This window comes from Pseudomonas sp. GW821-FHT11D10 (assembly GCF_058808435.1).
The window spans coordinates 237,002-256,451 of sequence record NZ_JBXARR010000001.1 but is presented as its reverse complement, the minus strand read 5'-3'; the positions used below and the strand labels follow the sequence as shown (position 1 = coordinate 256,451).

At 62.4% G+C, this 19,450-nt stretch carries 20 protein-coding genes; 9 read left to right on the top strand and 11 right to left on the bottom strand.

Annotated features, from left to right (window positions below):
- Nucleotides 1–4: 4 nt before the first annotated feature.
- From AC1RT4_RS01245 to AC1RT4_RS01235, 3 genes are read left to right on the top strand one after another with little or no spacing between them, the layout of a single operon-like run.
- On the top strand, nucleotides 5–1,612 hold the full coding sequence (locus AC1RT4_RS01245) for a carboxyl transferase domain-containing protein (protein ID WP_493083029.1): 1,608 nt from the start codon (nucleotides 5–7) through the stop codon (nucleotides 1,610–1,612).
- 13 nt (nucleotides 1,613–1,625) lie between these two features.
- Nucleotides 1,626–2,441, top strand: a complete 816-nt coding sequence (locus AC1RT4_RS01240) for a gamma-carboxygeranoyl-CoA hydratase (RefSeq protein WP_085745947.1) — start codon at nucleotides 1,626–1,628, stop codon at nucleotides 2,439–2,441.
- Complete coding sequence (locus AC1RT4_RS01235; RefSeq protein WP_493083027.1) at nucleotides 2,441–4,390, top strand: acetyl/propionyl/methylcrotonyl-CoA carboxylase subunit alpha; 1,950 nt, start codon at nucleotides 2,441–2,443, stop codon at nucleotides 4,388–4,390. Before AC1RT4_RS01240 ends, AC1RT4_RS01235 begins: the two co-directional genes overlap by 1 nt.
- A 39-nt stretch (nucleotides 4,391–4,429) precedes the next feature.
- Here the strand turns inward: AC1RT4_RS01235 and AC1RT4_RS01230 are convergent, their stop codons facing one another.
- Complete coding sequence (locus AC1RT4_RS01230; protein ID WP_493083025.1) at nucleotides 4,430–5,086, bottom strand: LexA family protein; 657 nt, start codon at nucleotides 5,084–5,086, stop codon at nucleotides 4,430–4,432.
- Nucleotides 5,087–5,215: 129 nt separating this feature from the next.
- Between AC1RT4_RS01230 and AC1RT4_RS01225 the strand changes: the two genes are divergently transcribed.
- A complete protein-coding gene (locus tag AC1RT4_RS01225; RefSeq protein ID WP_007951520.1) occupies nucleotides 5,216–5,554 on the top strand; it encodes a DUF6124 family protein in 339 nt (112 codons plus the stop codon).
- A 163-nt stretch (nucleotides 5,555–5,717) separates the two neighbouring features.
- Here AC1RT4_RS01225 and AC1RT4_RS01220 read toward each other — a convergent pair whose 3' ends face one another.
- The gene (locus AC1RT4_RS01220) at nucleotides 5,718–5,936 is read right to left on the bottom strand and encodes a hypothetical protein (RefSeq protein WP_143492966.1); all 219 of its coding nucleotides are present in this window, start codon (nucleotides 5,934–5,936) and stop codon (nucleotides 5,718–5,720) included.
- A gap of 98 nt (nucleotides 5,937–6,034) precedes the next feature.
- Here AC1RT4_RS01220 and AC1RT4_RS01215 point away from each other — a divergent pair, with 98 nt between their 5' ends.
- Together AC1RT4_RS01215 and AC1RT4_RS01210 are read left to right on the top strand one after the other, a co-directional pair.
- Entirely contained in the window at nucleotides 6,035–7,186 is a 1,152-nt protein-coding gene (locus AC1RT4_RS01215) for a M14 family metallopeptidase (RefSeq protein WP_007951522.1), read from the top strand.
- 146 nt (nucleotides 7,187–7,332) lie between these two features.
- A complete protein-coding gene (locus AC1RT4_RS01210; protein ID WP_493083022.1) occupies nucleotides 7,333–8,541 on the top strand; it encodes an MFS transporter in 1,209 nt (402 codons plus the stop codon).
- 7 nt (nucleotides 8,542–8,548) lie between these two features.
- On the opposite strand, the gene AC1RT4_RS01205 is transcribed toward AC1RT4_RS01210, so the two are convergent.
- Nucleotides 8,549–9,094: a cytochrome b gene (locus AC1RT4_RS01205; protein WP_011335009.1), complete on the bottom strand. Its 546-nt coding sequence runs from the start codon at nucleotides 9,092–9,094 to the stop codon at nucleotides 8,549–8,551.
- A complete protein-coding gene (locus tag AC1RT4_RS01200) occupies nucleotides 9,091–10,185 on the bottom strand; it encodes a catalase family peroxidase (protein ID WP_493083019.1) in 1,095 nt (364 codons plus the stop codon). Before AC1RT4_RS01200 ends, AC1RT4_RS01205 begins: the two co-directional genes overlap by 4 nt.
- A gap of 157 nt (nucleotides 10,186–10,342) precedes the next feature.
- Here AC1RT4_RS01200 and AC1RT4_RS01195 point away from each other — a divergent pair, with 157 nt between their 5' ends.
- A complete protein-coding gene (locus AC1RT4_RS01195) occupies nucleotides 10,343–10,849 on the top strand; it encodes an RNA polymerase sigma factor (protein WP_493083017.1) in 507 nt (168 codons plus the stop codon).
- Nucleotides 10,846–11,598 carry an anti-sigma factor family protein gene (locus AC1RT4_RS01190; protein ID WP_102687151.1) on the top strand — a complete coding sequence of 251 codons (753 nt, stop codon included), beginning with the start codon at nucleotides 10,846–10,848 and terminating at the stop codon, nucleotides 11,596–11,598. Before AC1RT4_RS01195 ends, AC1RT4_RS01190 begins: the two co-directional genes overlap by 4 nt.
- 5 nt (nucleotides 11,599–11,603) lie before the next feature.
- Here the strand turns inward: AC1RT4_RS01190 and AC1RT4_RS01185 are convergent, their stop codons facing one another.
- From AC1RT4_RS01185 to AC1RT4_RS01155, 7 genes are all read right to left on the bottom strand, one after another.
- Nucleotides 11,604–12,575, bottom strand: a complete 972-nt coding sequence (locus AC1RT4_RS01185; RefSeq protein WP_493083015.1) for a Csu type fimbrial protein — start codon at nucleotides 12,573–12,575, stop codon at nucleotides 11,604–11,606.
- Entirely contained in the window at nucleotides 12,572–14,929 is a 2,358-nt protein-coding gene (locus AC1RT4_RS01180) for a fimbria/pilus outer membrane usher protein (protein ID WP_493083013.1), read from the bottom strand. Before AC1RT4_RS01180 ends, AC1RT4_RS01185 begins: the two co-directional genes overlap by 4 nt.
- Before the next feature lie 84 nt (nucleotides 14,930–15,013).
- The gene (locus AC1RT4_RS01175) at nucleotides 15,014–15,796 is read right to left on the bottom strand and encodes a fimbrial biogenesis chaperone (RefSeq protein WP_493083011.1); all 783 of its coding nucleotides are present in this window, start codon (nucleotides 15,794–15,796) and stop codon (nucleotides 15,014–15,016) included.
- A gap of 24 nt (nucleotides 15,797–15,820) precedes the next feature.
- Complete coding sequence (locus AC1RT4_RS01170) at nucleotides 15,821–16,321, bottom strand: Csu type fimbrial protein (protein ID WP_007951532.1); 501 nt, start codon at nucleotides 16,319–16,321, stop codon at nucleotides 15,821–15,823.
- Nucleotides 16,322–16,325: 4 nt separating this feature from the next.
- Nucleotides 16,326–16,862 (bottom strand): Csu type fimbrial protein, encoded by a 537-nt coding sequence (locus tag AC1RT4_RS01165; RefSeq protein ID WP_007951533.1) that lies wholly within the window; start codon nucleotides 16,860–16,862, stop codon nucleotides 16,326–16,328.
- A gap of 20 nt (nucleotides 16,863–16,882) precedes the next feature.
- Nucleotides 16,883–17,416: a Csu type fimbrial protein gene (locus tag AC1RT4_RS01160; RefSeq protein ID WP_493083008.1), complete on the bottom strand. Its 534-nt coding sequence runs from the start codon at nucleotides 17,414–17,416 to the stop codon at nucleotides 16,883–16,885.
- Nucleotides 17,417–17,517: 101 nt separating this feature from the next.
- Nucleotides 17,518–18,027, bottom strand: coding sequence for a Csu type fimbrial protein (locus AC1RT4_RS01155; RefSeq protein ID WP_493084414.1), 510 nt, complete (start codon nucleotides 18,025–18,027; stop codon nucleotides 17,518–17,520).
- Between the two features lie 287 nt (nucleotides 18,028–18,314).
- Here AC1RT4_RS01155 and zapE point away from each other — a divergent pair, with 287 nt between their 5' ends.
- A complete protein-coding gene (gene zapE / locus AC1RT4_RS01150) occupies nucleotides 18,315–19,448 on the top strand; it encodes a cell division protein ZapE (protein ID WP_493083006.1) in 1,134 nt (377 codons plus the stop codon).
- Nucleotides 19,449–19,450: the final 2 nt, after the last annotated feature.

The window sequence follows — 19,450 nt, the reverse complement described above, 5'->3', positions numbered from 1 at the left end:
GTCCATGGCTATCCTGCATACCCAGCTCAACCCTCGTTCAGCGGAGTTCGCCGCCAACAGCGCAGCGATGCTCGAACAGGTCGACGCCCTGCACACCCTGCTCGCCCAAGTGGCTCAGGGCGGCGGCGCGAAAGCTCAGGAACGTCACACCTCTCGCGGCAAACTGCTGCCCCGTGAGCGGATCAACCGCTTGCTCGATCCGGGTTCGCCGTTTCTGGAAATCAGTCAGTTGGCCGCTCACGCCGTGTATGGCGAAGACGTGCCGGCCGCTGGCGTGATTGCCGGGATCGGCCGCGTGGAAGGTGTCGAGTGCATGATCGTCGCCAACGACGCGACCGTGAAAGGTGGCTCGTACTACCCGCTGACCGTGAAGAAACACCTGCGTGCCCAGACCATCGCCCAGCAAAACCGTCTGCCGTGCATTTATCTGGTGGACTCGGGCGGCGCCAACCTGCCGCGTCAGGACGAAGTGTTTCCCGATCGCGAGCACTTCGGGCGGATCTTCTTCAACCAGGCCAACATGAGCGCCATGGGCATTCCGCAGATTGCCGTGGTCATGGGCTCGTGCACCGCAGGCGGCGCTTACGTGCCGGCGATGGCTGACGAAGCGATCATGGTGCGCAATCAGGCGACGATTTTCCTCGCCGGCCCGCCCTTGGTGAAAGCTGCGACCGGTGAAGTGGTCAGCGCCGAAGACCTCGGCGGGGCCGATGTGCATTGCAAGATTTCCGGGGTCGCCGACCACTACGCCGAAAGCGACGAACACGCCCTCGCCCTCGCCCGCCGCAGTGTTGCCAACCTCAACTGGCGCAAGCTCGGCGACGTGCAGCAGCGCGCACCGATTGCGCCGCTGTACGCCAGCGACGAGTTGTACGGTGTAGTGTCGGCGGACGCCAAGCAGCCGTTCGATGTGCGCGAAGTGATTGCGCGACTGGTCGACGGTTCGGTGTTCGATGAATTCAAAGCCTTGTTCGGCACGACGCTGGTGTGCGGTTTCGCCCATCTGCACGGCTACCCGATCGCGATCCTCGCCAACAACGGGATCCTGTTCGCCGAAGCCGCGCAAAAAGGCGCGCACTTCATCGAACTCGCCTGTCAGCGCGGCATCCCGCTGTTGTTCCTGCAGAACATCACCGGCTTCATGGTCGGCCAGAAATACGAGGCCGGCGGCATCGCCAAGCACGGCGCGAAACTGGTGACCGCCGTGGCGTGCGCCAAGGTGCCGAAATTCACCGTGATCATCGGCGGCAGCTTCGGTGCCGGTAACTACGGCATGTGCGGGCGGGCCTACGATCCGCGTTTCCTGTGGATGTGGCCGAACGCGCGGATCGGCGTGATGGGCGCCGAACAGGCGGCCGGCGTGCTGGTTCAGGTCAAGCGCGAGCAGGCCGAACGCAGCGGCCAGGCCTTCAGTGCCGAGCAGGAAAGCGAGATCAAGCAACCGATTCTCGACCAGTACGAAGAGCAGGGTCATCCCTACTACTCCAGCGCACGGCTGTGGGACGACGGTATCATCGACCCGGCGCAGACCCGCGATGTGCTGGCCCTGGCCTTGTCCGCGTCGTTGAACGCGCCTATCGAACCGAGCCGCTTCGGCGTGTTCCGGATGTGATCGGGAGAACCTCATGAGCGACTTCAACACCCTCGAATTGCACAGCGACCCACGGGGTTTCGCAACCCTGTGGCTGAGCCGCGAAGAAAAGAACAATGCGTTCAACGCCGAGATGATCCGCGAGCTGATCCTGGCGCTGGACAAGGTCGCCAGCGACGCCAGCCTGCGTTTCCTGCTGGTGCGCGGACGCGGCAAACACTTCAGCGCCGGCGCGGATCTGGCCTGGATGCAACAATCGGCCGAACTCGATTACCACACCAACCTCGACGACGCCCGGGAACTGGCGGAGCTGATGTACAACCTCGCCAAGCTGAAGATCCCGACCGTGGCCGTGGTGCAAGGCGCGGCGTTCGGCGGCGCGCTGGGTCTGATCAGTTGCTGCGACATGGCGATTGGCGCCGATGACGCGCAGTTCTGTCTGTCGGAAGTGCGCATTGGCCTGGCGCCGGCGGTGATCAGTCCGTTTGTGGTGCAAGCCATCGGCGAGCGCGCGGCGCGGCGTTATGCGCTGACGGCCGAACGTTTCGGCGGGCAGCGGGCGCGGGAAATCGGTTTGTTGTCCGAGAGCTATCCAGCGACCGAGCTTGAGCAGAAAGTCGAGCAATGGATCGACAACCTGCTGCTCAACAGCCCCGCCGCCATGCGCGCCAGCAAGGATCTGCTGCGTGAAGTCGGCAACGGCGCATTGACCCCGGCCCTGCGCCGCTACACCGAAAACGCCATCGCCCGCATCCGTGTCAGCCCGGAAGGCCAGGAAGGTCTGCGGGCCTTTTTGCAGAAACGCCCACCAAGCTGGCAAGCCGCAACCACCACCAAGGAGCCGCGTTGATGAGCGCACCTGTTCTCACCACCCTGCTGGTGGCCAACCGTGGCGAAATCGCTTGCCGGGTCATGCGTACCGCCAAGGCCCTAGGCCTGACCACCGTGGCCGTGCACAGCGCCACCGACCGCGAAGCGCGGCACAGCCGTGAAGCGGATATCCGCGTCGATCTGGGCGGTAGCAAAGCGGCCGACAGTTATCTGCAAATCGACAAACTGATCGCGGCGGCCAAGGCCAGCGGCGCTCAGGCGATTCATCCGGGGTATGGTTTTCTTTCGGAGAACGCTGGTTTTGCTCGCGCCATTGAAGCGGCCGGCCTGATCTTTCTCGGCCCGCCCGCCTCGGCCATCGACGCGATGGGCAGCAAATCTGCCGCCAAAGCCTTGATGGAAACTGCCGGCGTGCCGCTGGTGCCGGGTTATCACGGCGAAGCTCAGGATCTGGACACTTTCCGCGATGCTTGCGAGCGCATCGGCTATCCGGTGCTGCTCAAGGCCACCGCTGGCGGTGGTGGCAAGGGCATGAAGGTCGTTGAAGACGTCAGCCAATTGGCTGAAGCGTTGGCCTCCGCCCAGCGTGAAGCGCAGTCGTCGTTCGGCGATTCGCGGATGCTGGTGGAGAAATACCTGCTGAAGCCGCGCCACGTGGAAATCCAGGTGTTTGCCGACCAGCACGGCAATTGCCTGTACCTGAACGAGCGCGACTGCTCGATCCAGCGTCGGCACCAGAAGGTCGTCGAAGAGGCGCCGGCACCGGGGCTGAGCCCGGAGCTGCGTCGGGCGATGGGTGAAGCGGCTGTGCGTTCGGCGCAGGCCATCGGTTACGTCGGTGCTGGCACGGTGGAGTTTCTGCTGGATGCGCGCGGCGAGTTTTTCTTCATGGAGATGAACACGCGATTGCAGGTCGAGCACCCGGTCACCGAGGCCATTACTGGCCTTGATCTGGTTGCCTGGCAGATTCGTGTTGCACGTGGCGAAGCGCTGCCGATCACTCAGGATCAAGTGCCGCTGAACGGGCATGCGATTGAGGTGCGGTTGTACGCAGAAGATCCATCGAATGATTTCCTGCCAGCGACCGGGCGTCTGGATCTGTACCGCGAATCCGCCGCAGGACCGGGGCGCCGTGTGGACAGCGGCGTTGAGGAAGGCGATGAGATTTCGCCGTTTTATGACCCGATGCTCGGCAAGCTGATTGCCTGGGGCGAGGATCGTGAGCAGGCGCGGTTGCGGCTGCTGAGCATGCTCGATGAGTTTGCGATTGGCGGGTTGAAGACCAACATCAACTTCCTGCGACGGATCATTGGTCATCCGGCGTTTGCGGCGGCAGAGCTGGATACCGGGTTCATTCCGCGCTATCAGGAGCAACTGTTGCCAGCGCCTGCTGCGCTAAGTGATGAGTTCTGGGATGCGGCGGCGCAGGCTTTTGCGCAGAGTTTGCCGGGGATGGTTCGGGCGGATGATCCGGCTTCGCCTTGGGCGCTTCACAGCGGTTTGCGCGCTGGGTTGCCACGGGAAATCACTCTGCATTTGAGTTGCGAGGGGCAGGATCGGGCGTTGACGCTCGGTGCTGGCGGCAATGCAAAACTGGTCGGCGAACAACTGGTGGTCGAGCACGACGGGCTGCGCCGACAGCTGCGGGCGATTCGTCGTGGTGAGGTTCTGTTTCTGCAATGGGACGGCGAGCTGCGACGCGTTAAAACGTACGACCCGATCAGCGCTGTCGAAGCCAGTCACAGCCATCAGGGCGGTCTGACGGCGCCGATGAACGGCAGCATCGTGCGGGTGCTGGTGGAGGCCGGGCAATCGGTTGAGGCCGGCGCGCAATTGGTGGTGCTGGAAGCGATGAAGATGGAGCACAGCATCCGCGCACCCCACGCCGGCGTGATCAAGGCGCTGTATTGCCAGGAAGGCGAAATGGTCAGCGAAGGCAGCGCGCTGGTCGAACTGGAAGAAGCGTGAAAGGTGGATCGATCCTACGCCTGGCGAGGATCGATCTGACTAGTATTTGGCCGTTGCCTGAACCACGACACCGATAATTCGGCACTCGTCGGTCAACAATGCTTTCGGCCAGGTCGGATTGAGCGGCACCAGGTAACGCTGGCCGCCCTCTTCGATCAGTTTGCGGAAAATCGCCTCGTCGCTGTCCGGCCACTGGGCGATCACCAGTTTTCCGGGCTCGGCTTCCAACGCCGGGTCCACCAGAATCATCATCCCCTCGCCGATGCTTTGCCCGGTAGGCGCGGTCATCGCATTCCCCATCACCGTGAGCCAGAACGCAGGGCCACGGGCGTGGTAGTCCGTCAGTTCGAAACGTCGTTTGTCCTTGGCACTCGAATACGCTGGCTGACTCTCACGGGCCTCGACCGGCGCATTCCACTCGCTGACCGGGTAGCGAAAGTAAGGGTTGTACTTCTGCGCCAGGGGCATTTCGTCGTCCGCATCAATCTGCGGTTCACGAATCACCACCGCGACCTCGAGAAACTCCATGCCCAGCGCTTTCAGCACGCGGTTCATCTGCGTGATGCCGGGCTCGCGGCGCTTGTTCAGCCAATGGCCGATACCGCCCTGAGACATGCCGACGCGCTCGCCGAGCTCGACTTGAGTGACGTTGAGCTCACTCATTTTGGCCTTGACCAACTCAATCCATTTATCCATGTGCGGCACCATACGTGGACGCCTGCGGCCGGCAAAACACATATTGTAGTATTTTAATTCTGGTCACAAATACTGATAGTACTATGCTTGAGTCACGGATTTGAATCGACCAAGGAGTGACCTTTCACCATGAATATCACCAGCAAAGACTTGCCCGACCTGCAAATGGACACCACCTTCACGTCCCCGCAAGGGTGCGCCGCTGCGCAACGGGCGTTGGACTATTACTTGAAACCAGCTGTGTCAGAACCGGAAGTGGACGAGCGCTTTTTCGGTGTGAACAGCAACCTGAGTGGCGAAGAATCCCTGGTTCACGCCTCCGATCTGCTGCGATGTGCAGCGGCTACGGCGTTCAAGGCGGCGGACGGCTTGCAGGGCGTGAGTCGGGATCTGGCGTTTTCGGTCGTGCACATGGTGGACATGGCGCGGGCGATGGTCGATCACTCGCTCGATGGCGCGGTTCGCTGAAAACGGGAGTTCGAACGGACGGGAAAGAATTTTCCAATCGCGCAGATAAAAACATTTGACTTGCAAATGATAATGATTATTATTGCAAGCAGCTGGTCGCGAGATCAGTCGATGGACCAGAGACCTTAGGTCGGTCTTCTGGACTATCTCCTCATCAGGCTAATCACGGTTTTTGACCCGGCTTTTTGCCGGGTCTTTTTTTTGCCAGTTTTCTGGCTTGTGGCTTCAGGCTAATGAAGTCTTTGGGTGCCGCAAATTCGATGGCGCGGATAATATCAAAAGAATATTGCTTGGCAAGCGGACCCCGGCCACATTGGGGCAAAGTAATGCCAATTAGCACTTGAGAATCAATCGCACAGCCACTAAGCTGCATCCGCGTCATGGAGGACGCCCCCCCGCCACAACCCGCAATTTCCCTCGGTTTCACCCCTGTCTTGCGTGTAAAGTAGCCGCCATAAAAATCATATTCAGGAACCGATTATGACCGTGGCCAAATCTTCGTTCGACATCAGCGCCAACTTCGACAGCGGCAACATCCAAGTCATCGACATCAGCAATCCGCTCAACCCGGTTCTGGCAATTCGGCCAGATACCCGCAGCGCCCATTTCCAGTGGTTCCACTTCAAGGCCAGCGGCTTGCATGTTCATCAGGAACACTGGTTCCGCCTGGTCAACGCCAGCCAGTCTTCCTACAACAAGGCCTGGACCGGTTATCAGGCGGTCGCTTCCTACGACCACGTCAACTGGTTCCGCATTCCGACCCAATTCGAAGGCGACAGCCTGCGCTTCTGCCTCGAAGCCGAGCAAACCCACGCCTGGTTCGCCTATTTCGAACCCTACAGCCGTGGCCGTCATGACTGGCTGATCGAGCAAGCGCTGACCAAGGCCGGCACCGAATTGCTGGCCACCGGCAAAAGCGTCGAAGGCCGCGACATCCAGCTGCTACGCAAAGGCACCGGCGCCGAAGGCCGCCGCAAGATCTGGATCATCGCCCAGCAGCATCCCGGCGAGCACATGGCCGAGTGGTTCATGGAAGGCGTGATCGAACGCCTGGAACATCATGACGATCCGGTGCTGAACAAACTGCTGGCCAGCGCCGATCTGTACCTGGTGCCGAACATGAACCCGGACGGCGCGTTCCACGGTCACTTGCGCACCAACGCCATGGGCCAGGACTTGAACCGCGCCTGGCAGAACGCCAGTCAGGAAATCAGCCCGGAAGTACTTTTCGTACAGCAGCAGATGGAAAAGTACGGCGTCGATTTGTTCCTCGACGTACACGGTGACGAAGAAATTCCCCACGTGTTCACTGCCGGTTGCGAAGGTAATCCGGGCTACACCCCGCGCCTGGAGAAGCTCGAAGAGCACTTCCGCAGCCACCTGAAGCACACCACCAAAGACTTCCAGACCAAGTACGGCTACACCCGCGACGAACCGGGCCAGGCCAACATGACCCTGGCCTGCAACAGCGTTGGCCAGAAGTTCGACTGCCTGTCGCTGACCCTGGAAATGCCGTTCAAGGATCACGATGACGCGCCGAACCCGCTCACCGGCTGGTCGGGCAAACGCTCGAAGCAACTGGGCAAGGACGTGCTGACCACCATCGCGGACATGGTCGACACCCTGCGCTGATTCCCCCCTGATTTTCGTTTCACGAAAGATCGCAGCCTGTCTGCGATCTTTTTTTGTGTCGACTTTTACCCAGTCAGGTTGCAAATCAAAACCGAATTACTTACTGTCAATCAAGTTTCAACTTGAAACCTGAAAGGATCCGGGACATGAAAACTGCAACACTCGATAAAGGTGTCGTGCTGCTTTTCGCCATCGCTTGCGGCCTCGCGGTGGGCAACGTGTATTACGCCCAGCCGCTGCTGGATGCGATGGCCGACGCCTTCGGCCTGTCGCCGGGCAGCGTCGGCATCGTCATGACCTTGACTCAGGTCGGCTACGGCCTCGGCCTGCTATTGCTCGTGCCCCTCGGCGACCTGCTCAACCGCCGGCGGCTGATTGTCACGCAAACGCTGTTGTCCGCCGCAGCCTTGCTGATGATTGCTCTGGCCTCGAACAGCGCCTGGCTGCTGATCGGCGTCACCCTGACCGGCCTGCTCGCCGTGGTCACCCAGGTGTTGGTCGCCTACGCCGCGACTCTGGCCGTCCCGGCACAACGCGGAAAGGTTGTGGGCGTGATCACCAGCGGCATCGTCGTCGGCATTTTGCTTGCGCGTACGGTGGCGGGCGGCATGGCCGATCTGGCCGGCTGGCGCTCGATCTATCTGCTGTCGGCGGGATTGACGTTGGTGATGGCCGCGCTGCTGTTTCGGGTGTTGCCCAAAGATGAAGACGCACGACCGAGCACACGTTACGTGGCATTGATCGCTTCAGTGTTCAGTCTGTTTCGTGAGGAACCGGTGCTGCGCCAACGGGCGATCCTCGCCCTGCTGACCTTCGCCAGCGCCATGGTGCTGTGGACGCCGATGGTCTTGCCGCTGGCCGCCCCGCCGCTGTCACTTTCCCACAGTGAAATCGGACTGTTCGGACTCGCCGGCGCTGCAGGTGCACTGGCCGCTGCCAGAGCCGGACATCTGGCGGATCGAGGATGGGGGCAATGGGTCAGCGGCCTGTCGCTGCTGCTGATGCTGGGCTCGTGGCTGCCAATCGCACTCACCCAAACTTCGTTATGGGCACTGCTGCTTGGCGTCATCACCCTGGATCTGGGCTTGCAGGCCGTGCACGTCACCAGCCAGAGCATGATCTACAGCGTCCGCCCAGAGGCGCAGAGTCGACTGACCGCCGGCTACATGCTGTTTTATTCGATCGGCAGCGCGCTGGGCTCAATCGCCTCGACAACCATGTACGCCTGGGCAGGATGGCCGGGCGTCTGCTGGCTGGGTGCCGCAATCAACATGGTCGCGTTGCTGTACTGGTGGCGAACGCTGGCCACACCGAAACGTAGCGAGGCTGCTTGCGCCCTCGCCACGTCGGACTGACACACTATCAACCGCGATTACGTCCCCGCAGCATGCTGTCGAGCACCTCGTCGCGGCGCACCCAGCCATGGAACAGCGCGGCCGCCAGGTGCAGCAGCACAGTCAGGAACAACAGATACGCCAGATACCCGTGAGCCTTGCGCAGCAGCGCGAACACCTGCGCATCCGCCGGCACGATCGACGGCAATTGCAGCGACGTGCCGAGCATTACCGGGTCCCCCGCCGCGCTGATCATCGCCCAGCCCAGCAGCGGCAACACTAGCATCAGCGCATACAGCAACAGATGAGAGGCCTTGGCCGCCATCACCTGCCAGCCCGGCAGATCCGCCGGCAACGGCGGCTGACGGGTGCCCAGTCGCACCAGAATGCGCACAATCACCAAAGCGAGTATCGCGATACCCAACGGTTTGTGCAGATTGATCAGCCATTCATGCCGCGCCGACACCGAGGTCACCATGCCTGCGCCGATGAACAACATCGCGATGATCATCAACGCCATCAACCAGTGCAGCAACCGCGCCAGCGGATTGAAATGAGTCGGTTGCGTGCTCATGGGCGAGCCTCCTTTTTGCCGGTTGGCAGTTGGCTGACTTCGCTGGTGCGACGCAGGTAGGAATCGGCGTAACCGGCCGAACGCGCGGCCAGCAACGGATCGTCGGAACCCTGAATGCCGGCCGGCAGCACCAGCGGATCGTAGTTGATGTCACGGCATTCGCCGCTGAGCTGCGGCTGGGTCTTTTCCAGCACCAGGGTGCCGGCGTTCAACATCTTGCGGCCGGCGGGCCAGGTCTTGCTCGCATCGTTCACCGGATCGTCGGCGTTGGCCAAGGTGATGTTCAACTGAAAGCGCAGCGGCCCTTCGGCCAAGCGCTGCACCAGGTCTTTTTCAAGGAAGTCGCTACCTTCAGGCGCAGTCGCACCGGCAGCGTCCTGGGCCAGAGGCGACATGCTCCAGCGCACCGCTTGCTTCTTGCCGCTGGCATCCACCAGATAAAACGCGTTGACGCTGTTGTAGGTTTCCGTCGCGTAACTGGCCGAAGGTTTGGCGGTTTTTATCCAGGTCAGAAACGGCACGGCTTCCGGGTGTGAGGCAAAAAATGCCGGCACCTTGGTCGGATCCGGTTTGCCTGTGGCAGGATCCGGCGATTGCGCCTGCTGCAACTGATAGAACGCCTCGGGCGTGCCGACCGGGAACACCGGCATGCTGTTCATCCCGGTGCGCCACTGCTGGCCGTTGGCCTGAGTGAAACGCAGCGCCAGACTGCGGATCGGTACGGCGCTGTCCGGCGCATACGGACTGCCGGCCGGCAGCGCAAAGCGCCCGACCACCGGGGTGCGCGGCTCGTTGAACACTTGCGCGACAGAATACGAGCGAGCCTCGCCGCTGCTCTCGAAATGTCCGATCACGCAAACACCCTTGGCGTGATTGCGGCGAAAGCCGGGATGCACGCCGTTGTTCTTCTCCAGCACATCGACCAACGCTTTCGGCGTCAGGCGTTGTGGGTCAAATGAACCATGAACGTAGGCAAACGCCCCGGCCAGGGCTGCGACCACCACGGCGATTCCGCCAAGCCGCAATACCAGGCTCGCGGCACTCAGTGGCGGGCGTTGTGGCCCGCCGGGCGATGAGCTGCGATCAACCATGAAGCACTCCAGGGCCATCGGCCACAAGTAGGAAGAATCAGCAAGACGCACGCCATCGGGATTTATTCCACGGCCCGGTATTTATTTTTCAGAACGTGGAATAACCTCCAATGCCGGGCGTCTTCCTAGTCCACAGCGTAGTGACTAGCAGAACTTCATGAGCGAATTCGACGAACAACTGAGAGAAATCATTCCCAGATTGCGGCGCTTTGCCGTGTCGTTGACACGCAACGGCAGCAGCGCCGACGACCTGGTACAGGCCAGCCTGGAAAAGGCGTTGTCGGGTTGGGGCGACAAACGCGCCGACGGCGATCTGCGCGCCTGGCTGTTTTCGATCCTGTACCGGCAATTCCTCGATGCGCATCGGCGTTCGCGGCGTTATGCGCGGATGCTCGAATTCTTCACCGGCCGCGAAGACGCCGAGCCCTCGGTGGAACGCACGGTCATTGCCCAATCGACCCTGCAGGCTTTCGACCGATTGCCCACCGAACAGCGCGCGCTGCTGCTGATGGTGTCGGTGGAAGGCCTGACTTATAAGGAGGTCGCCGAGATTCTCGACGTCCCCACCGGCACCGTGATGTCGCGCCTGTCCCGTGCTCGCCAGGCCCTGCGCCAGCTCAGCGACGGGGAAATCAGCAGCCCTTCCTTGCGGATACTCAAATGATCAGTCTGCCCCCCAACGAACGTGACCTGCACGCCTATGTCGACCATCAGCTCAGCGAGGCCGACCGGCATGTATTGGAAACCTGGCTCGCCAGCCATCCGGACGAAGCGGCGCAGGTTCGCGCTTGGCAACAGGACGCCCAGCACCTGCGCGCCGCCCTCGGCGGTGCCTTGCAACAACCGGCCAATCCGGACCTCGATCCATCGCTGATCCGTCAGCGACTCAAACGCCAGTCGCGCCGCCAATGGGCCAGCGCGGCAGTGCTGCTGATTGCCGTCAGCCTCGGCGGAGTCGGTGGCTGGAAAGCCCGGGACATGACCGTGTTTCATCCCCCGGCACCGATGACGGACGCCTTGCAGGCCTACCGTTTGATCGCCCAGCAAGGGCTTCTGCCGGCGGACTACAAGGTCGATGGCGACGGTGACATCCAGCGCTGGCTCGACCGCTATTTCACTCAGGCAAATCGCCTGCCGGACCTGACGTCGGCCGGGTTTGCACCAGTCAGCGGCCGCCTGCTGAGCACCGATGAAGGCCCGGCGGCGATGGTGATGTATGAAGACCAGAGCGGGCACAAGGTCAGTTTCTACGTGCGTCCACCGGGACCGAAAAATACCTTTCTGCCCCGGGGCAGCCGTCAGGACGGGGATCTGCAGGCCGAGTACTGGTCCGGCAAGGGCTACAACTATGCGATGGTCAGCCCGACCGATACCCCGGCGGCGAAAATGCTCAAGCAATCCGTGAGTTTCTAGCCGTTTCAGAACCCCACATCCAGCACCACATTGTCCAGGTAGGTTCCGGCGGGCGGTGTGGTCTGGTCGGTGTAGATTTTCGCGTTGTAATTGAAGATCTGGCTGCCGGTGCCCAGCCCGTTGCCGGGGTTGACCTCGGCATCGCTGCTGGCCCGGCGAGCCGCGCCGACACTGCCCCAACGGGTGGTCCCGGCGCTCTTGAAAATGTCGTAAGCCAGATAGTTGCTACCGGAAATCATCCGTCGCCGTCCGCCGACACTCAGCGCATTCTGCCCGTCGTTCAGCCCCACGGTGTAGGCACTGCCCTTGGTGCAGGCGAGGTTGATGGTCTGCCCGGTCACCGGGGTGAACGCGCTGACCACCGGCGCACTGCCGAAAGCGATGTTCGGCGCGGTGATGGTGCAATCGTTGGACACCGTCAGGTTGACCGTCAGTGTGGTGGTGCCGCTGTTGATGTCGCGGCCCAGGCAAAGCCCGCCGACACCGATGCCCGAACAATAATTCCAGTTCCAGAAGATGCTCAGGGTTTCGGTGTATACCCCGGCCGCCACGTTGCTGCCGATGGTGGTACCGATATAGAGCGGAACGGTTTTCGGCACCGTACCGCCGAGCAAACCGAGGGCATCGATGATGCCATTGCGGGCGAAGTCATAGGCGGTGCCGCGCGTCAGGGGATAACTGGTGCTGTTGTTGGCGTAGATCGTGTAACCGATCACGTCGCCGGTGGGCCCGAGCAAACCGCTCTGGGTCGAGGTGACGGTGGCCCAGAAATGGTCATTGTTGGTCAACAGCGACAGCAACGAGCCGGTGCAACTCAAGCCTCCGTTCAGGGTGGAACTGGATTGCGAGGTGGTGCGCACGGCGATCGAACTGATGTTCCCGAACCCGGCCGGCGTGGTGGTGACCACCGAACACAGCGCCTGCGCCAGCCCCGGCAGCAGCAACAGCAACCACAGAACAAGCCGCGCCCGGTTCATTGGCACACCAGCGGGCCGATCAGCGGCACTTCGTTCTGCTGCAGATCGACGCTGAATTGCGCCTGGCAAATCTCGCCGTCCGCCAGGGTGACCCGCAGCGAGTTCTGCGCCTGGAGGTTTTCCAGGTAAACCAGTCCGTCCCAGCCGACCACCGTCCGCGTGCCGCTCTGCTCGTGCAGCACGCCACTGCCCAGCGGCAATTCCTTTTGCTGCGCATCCACCAGCACGATGCTCGCGGCAATCACCCGGCTCAACGGAAACTCCAGCAGATAGCCACTGCCCCGGCGTACGGCGACACGTTGCTCGACATTGGGGCTGCGCACGTTGGCCGGCAGGTTCAACGGATCGATTTCGTATTTGCCGCGGTAATAGGCACTGCTCCACGGCACCAGCAAGTGGCCGTTACGGTCGGTCTGGCCGACCTGCTGGTTCTCGTAACGCACCGGAATGTCCGCGTAGCCATCGGTGCTGACCACCACGAACGCATCGTCGATGCGATTGGCAGCGAACACTTGATCATCCATCCACACCAGCGAACCGCTGGCATCGGCCCAACGGGTTTCGGCGTCGGACGTCCCGTAAACGCCGGCCTGCAATTGCACCGATTGCAGACGCCAGGTCACGTCAGCCTGACGGTAATCGGCGCCGTCACCCTTGGCATAGCCGAGATTGAAGCCCACCCCGCCCTCGGACGGCACGGCGCGGCTGTAGTTGACCCGTTGCTGCGTCTGCCCGGTCTTGCTGCGTTCGCTGCTGATGGCCAGGCTGCCGCGCAGGTCGAACGGAATCACCAGTTGCGCCTGCACCGCCCAGTTGCTGTCGCCGATTTCGCGATTGGCCGACAGGTAGAAACTGCTGTTGCGCCACAGCGGTTTGCTCCAGCTCAGGTTGAGCAGCCGCGTGCGGGTTTCGTCTGCCGCGCGAATGTCGAAATACCCGACGCCTAGACTGCCCCAGCGTTCGAGGTTGAGGCTCAGGGTCGCCTGCTCACTGCGCTTGCTGAGTGTGGTGTAAGGGCTGTCGACCAAGGTCAGGTCGGCGTAGCGGTCGCGGCGCTGCAGACGCTGATAGGAAAAGCTGTAGCGCTGCCCGCTGTATTGATAACCGAGGCTCAGTTGCTGACCGCCGTCGCCGTCGAAACGACTCTGGCTGATCGCACTGTTGAGCACCCCGAAATTGCCCAGCCGCAAGTTGCCGCCCAGCCCGCCGAGGGTCAGTGAGTCCGCCGCTTCGGCGTGGCTTTCCAGGGTAAACGTGTCGCTGACGCCGTAGCGCAGACTGCCCGAGGTCACGCCCGGCCCATAGCTGAAATCCTTCAGGCCGTAATCCCGGCGCAACGTACCGGCGGCCACCGAAAAATCACTCAGGCCCTTTTGCAACAGGCTGCTGGTGACATAGAACGGCACCGTGGTCGACACTTGCCGGCCCAGCGCATCGGTGGTCACCACCACCGCCTCACCCGCGCCGTTGATAAACGGAATGTTGGTCAGGGTGTACGGCCCCGGTTGCAGGTCGGTGCTGCTGGATTTGTAGCCGTTGATGAACAGATCCACCGAGGACGGCACCGCCGCTTCCCCGGCGAACTGCGGCAGCGGATAGGTCACCAGATCCGGGCGCACTGCAAAATCCCGCGAGAACTGCACGCCGCCCAGCCGTACCGAACTGCTCCAGGGCAAGGCGCCGCTGACCACGTCCCCGGCCTCGTAGGTCAGCATCCGCTCGTCATCGGAGTAGCGCCAGGTGGTGTCGTAACGCAGATAACCGTTGTCCAGCGTGCTGACCGCATCCCCCGACAACGTGCGGCGATATTGCCCGGTGTTCGACAACGTTCCCCAGCTGTCGAACACCCGCACCTCGTTCCACGCCGCCAGATAGGTGCCGGCGTCATCGGTGTCATTGAGGTACAGGTCATAGTTGAACAACGCGCCGAAACTGCTCAGCGCCGGGGTGCGCGGATAGACTTCACGGTTACCGATGAACTGCTCCGGCAGCCAGTCCGGCGGTACGTCGAGCAGCAAGCGCTGGCTGACGCTGTCGTAATCGCTGTGCAGGCCCGGCAGGCCGTCGAGATCGACTTCGGCACCGGCCTCTTCCGGCAGCTTCATACCGGTGTCGCGCAATACGCTGGCCGGCAGGAACAGACGACCGCCACGCTGCTCCACTGCCACCACCCGACCGGTATTCATCTGGTTGACCACCAGTTCCAGAAACAACTGTGCATCGCTGACGGCCTCCATGCCGCTGGGAGGCGGCGGCAGTTCGCCGGCCCCGGATGGATGAATGAACATCAGGCACCACGCGCCGGTCATGAGCCACAACGGACGCTGAATACGTCGAGCCCATCCCGGACTCATTAGCGTGTTACGTCCGTCAATGGACTGATTCCTCCTGAAACCGCTGGCGCCGAAACCCGAAAGCTTCGACATGACTCGCTACGGCTATCGCGCCGGCGGAATGCTCTGCACCTTTGCCGCGCCATTGATCCGCCCAGCCAATTCTCCCGCCACCGGTCCCGGTGCCGGCCAGCGCATCACCGCGCCGGGCAATACGTAGCCGAGCAATCCCTCGGCCAGCGGCTTGCTTTGACCGCCCTGTGTGACGGCCACATCGGTCAGTCGTGCATGCACCGCACCCTGATTGCGCACTTCCACATATGGACGGCCCTCCACCGCTACCGTGCGCCAGCTCAGTTGCGGCAGGCCGATGCCTTTGGGGTCACGTTGACGGGCGCTGTCTTCCTTGCTCCACAGCCCAGCGCCATAGGCGAACAGCGGCACCGAGTAGCGCATCTGGAAGCGGATCGCCGCAGCGGTCTTGCCGTCTTCGGCGACGGGGGGCTGGGCCGAGGGGATTTCATCGATGATGATCCGGTACGCCAGCTCCTGACCTGGCGGCACGTCCTTGGTGCGGGTCAGGCGTACCAGTTGTTTCTGGCCCGGCTCGATCTTCGCCACCGGCGGGCTGCCGATCACCTCGCGCTGATTGCGGTATTGCTCTTCGAAACCGCTCTGGCTCCAGCCGAACACGCGGATCTGCAGGTTGGCGGTTTCCGTGCCGCGATTTTCCAGCCACAGCGCACTGGCCTGCTGATCGGCCTCCAGCACCGGGTCGATCGGCCAGATCAGCACCGAACTGGCGGCCTGGGCCTTGAGCGTCCCGAACATGACCAGCGCCAGCACGGCGCAACACACGGACGCATGGCGTGACGTGAAAAACCCCATAAACCTGCTCCTTGTCATTTCACATCACCACGACAGTTGCACCTGCAACACATCGCTGTATGTCCCCCCGGGCTGATTGCCCGGCAATTGCACCTGACCGTAGATCGGCAGACTGATGTTGTTCGCATCGCTGTAGGCCACCGCCACACTCTGGCCGATGCCCAGGCTCTGGCTGTACGCCGCATCGCGAAACAGCGCATACGCCACCTTCGCGCTGCCTCCGCTGATCTGCATGCGTCGCCCGCCGCTGTTGTACTGGCCGCCATCGACCGTCATGTTCAACGCCACCCCCGGCGTGCATTGCAGCGTGACGCCGCCGGTCAACGCGACCTGCACCGTGCCGGTGGCCAGCGCCGAACGCGAACCGAAATTCAGCCCGCCATAGTTCGATACGCCCCCCACCACCAGACACCCCGGCGTCACCGTGGCACTGACCTGAAAGCTCTGGCTGGTCACCGCCGCCAACGGCAGCGGCAAACTGCCCGCACACAGCAGGAGCAGCGCCGCACAGCCATGCCGGCCCATGGCACTAGAACGTCAGTTCAACGGAAATCGTGTCGGTGTAGGTGCCCGCCGGCAGTCCGGCCTTGCCCACCGCCTGACCGTAGATGTTCACGGTCTGCGCCACACCAGTACTGGCGGCGAGGTTGATCACCCCGTCGATGGCCAGCAATTGCGAGTGCCCGGCGTCGGTGTACAGGTCATACGGCACGTAGTTGGCGACCCCGTCGTACAGCGCGCGAGTACCGCCCGGCGAGAGCCCGTCATGGGCGCCGGCCCGGACCTTGACCGTCGGCGTGGTGCCGGCCGAGCACAGGATCGACAGCGCCCCGCCCCCGCCGCCCAGCACCTGCCCGGTGGCCGTGGTGAACAGGCTGTTGGCGGTGCCGAAGTTCAACGCACCGAAGTTCAGCCCGGTAGAACCGCCGGAACCGTTGACCTGGCAACTGCTGATCAGGATCAGGCTGGAGGTGATCTGGCCGGTGACCGTGGTGGCGGCGTTGACGCTGGAAGCGAGCGTCAGGCCGAGCAACGACAAACCTATCCTTGATGCAATCGTACGCATGGTGTCCGTCCTCTACGGGGTTACCAGTCGAGCGTCACCGTCAGGGTGTCGGTATAGACACCGGCCGGTACCGCACGGGTGTTCGCCACCACCGAGCCAAATACCGGGATGGGTATCTGTGCGCCGCTGGTGACAGCGAAATTGTGTTGTTGACCGATGCTGTAGCTCTGGCTGCCGGAGGCATCGAGAAACAGCTGATAGGGAAGTGTCTGGCGGCCGTTGCTCAGACGGCGTGTGGTGCCGTCGCCATGGGTGCCGCCGTCGATGGTCACGGTGAACCCGGTGACCGAAGGGTTGCAGGCGACATTCAGCTGGCCGCTGCCCGCTTCGCTGAGGCTGGCCTTGATCGGTGCGTTCCAGGTCGGGCCCTGCTGGCCGAAATCGAGAGAGCCCAGCCCATCCACCGGGCTGGCGGGGCTGGACGTATTGGTCACTTCGCAACCGGCAATCAGCGTCAGCCGCGCAAGGATCTGCCCACTGACCGCCGCCGATGCGACCTCGGTGAACAACAGCAATGTGGCTGTGGCGATTATCCGCCCGTGTCTGCCCATCATTGAGCCCCTACTCCTTCAGGATCACTCGACCACTGCGCTCGTCATTGAACGCCCTTCCCTGCGCCACCCGGCTCCACCGGATGGCTGAAAAAACTCCACGATCACCAGGTAACCGTCACCTTCACCAGATCCGAATACCGGCTGACCCGTGGCACTTCGGCCATCCGCTCGATCCGCCCGTATAGCGGCAAGTCCACTGTGCCGCTGTCCGGCACCCGACCGCTGACCGGCACATCCACCACCAGCGGAACCCGCCGCGCGGCGTCCTGATACAGGCGATAAGGAATCGGTTTGCTGCCGGCCTCTCCCGCCATATATCGCACCTCGCCAACGCCACCGTGCAGGCCACCATCGACGCGCAACTGGTACGGAGTGTCCGGGTTGCATTCCAGACGTGGCAGGCGCGAATTCGTGAGCGCGGCGCCGAGTGGCCCGCCCTGGTCGCCGAGCCGCGCCGTGGTGCCGAAATCGAGCACGCCCAGTTGCTCGATACCGGCCTCGCGTTGCTGGCCGATCAACTGGCAACCGCGCTGCACATCGACCCGCACCTCGACCTGAAGGTCGGCGGCGTGAACCGGTACCGCGAGCCCGCCCAGCAATGCCCAGACCATCCCTGCATTCACCGCCCGTTCCTTGATGGCGACAGCGTCTCTGTCGTTACAGTGTTTCAGGTTAGCAACGGACGCCGATTGCGCCAGTCGATTGGATCCAGTCACCCGCCGGGATTTGTTTCGAAAGGTTGGCAACACGCCGATTTAAAGTGTTGAAAAATCCTGTACACGCCGCAGATTGCTCTATGGAAAAACGATAAAGCGCAGTGGAAGCAAAACTACCCGTCTGGTTAAACTACGCCGCCGCGCTCGGGGGGAGCCGGCCCGATGATGACGGAGTGAATGCAGTGCCCGCCCGACCGCCCGACCGTTCGCGTCTGACTCAGCGCTGGTCAGCCTTGCGCCATTTCTTCGGCAAACGCGCCGTTACAAACGCAGGCCAGTGCGCCGCCAGCGCGCAATCGGTGCGCGACTACTTCCGGCAAAAGGCCCACGGCCAGGGCTACACCCTCAGCCACAGCCAGCAGCGGGTCATCGACTGCATGGCCCATCAGGCCGGCCTGCTGTTCGGCACTCCTGCGCAAAACCCGCCCAGCCTGTATCTGCACGGGGCGGTCGGGCGCGGCAAGAGCTGGTTGCTGGACGGATTCTTCCAGGCGTTGCCGATTCAGCAAAAGCGCCGCCTGCATTTCCATGGTTTCTTTGCCCAGTTGCACCAAGGCATGTTCGAGCACCGCGACCGCGACGACGCCCTCGCCGTCACCCTGGATGCGCTACTGATGGACTGTCGGGTGCTGTGTTTCGATGAATTTCATGTGCATGACATCGGCGATGCGATGCTCATCACCCGCCTGTTCAAGGCGCTGTTCAAGCGCGGAATCCTGCTGCTGGTGACCTCCAACTACCCGCCCGAAGGCTTGCTGCCCAACCCGCTGTACCACGCGCGGTTCAAACCGGTGATCGACCTGATCAATGCGCGCATGCAGGTCATGGAAGTCGGCGGCCCGCACGATTACCGCAGCCAGGCGCGTCGGCATGCGCATCAAATGTTCACCCAGGGTCATTACGTCTGGCCGGCCAGCCCGGCGCAGCGCCTGGCCTTGAACCTGCCGCCCCTCGACGCCACGCCATTGCCTTTGGCAGTCGGCAGCCGGCATCTGCAGGCGCGGCTGTGCGAAGACCGGCGCGTCGGTTTCACCTTCAACGACCTCTGCGAACAGCCCACGGCGGTGATGGATTACCTGGAACTGTGCCGGCGCTTCGACCACTGGATCATCGACGAACTGCCGGAACTGAACGAATGTTCGATCGCTGCCCAGCAGCGCTTCATCAACCTGATCGACGTGCTCTACGACCAGGACAAACACCTGACCCTGCTCGGCCAACTCCCGTTGCACGAAAGCCTCGGCGGCCAGGCGATCGATCTGGCCCGCACCCGCAGCCGGCTCGGGCAATTGCGCGAAGTGCACGAACCGGGTTGATT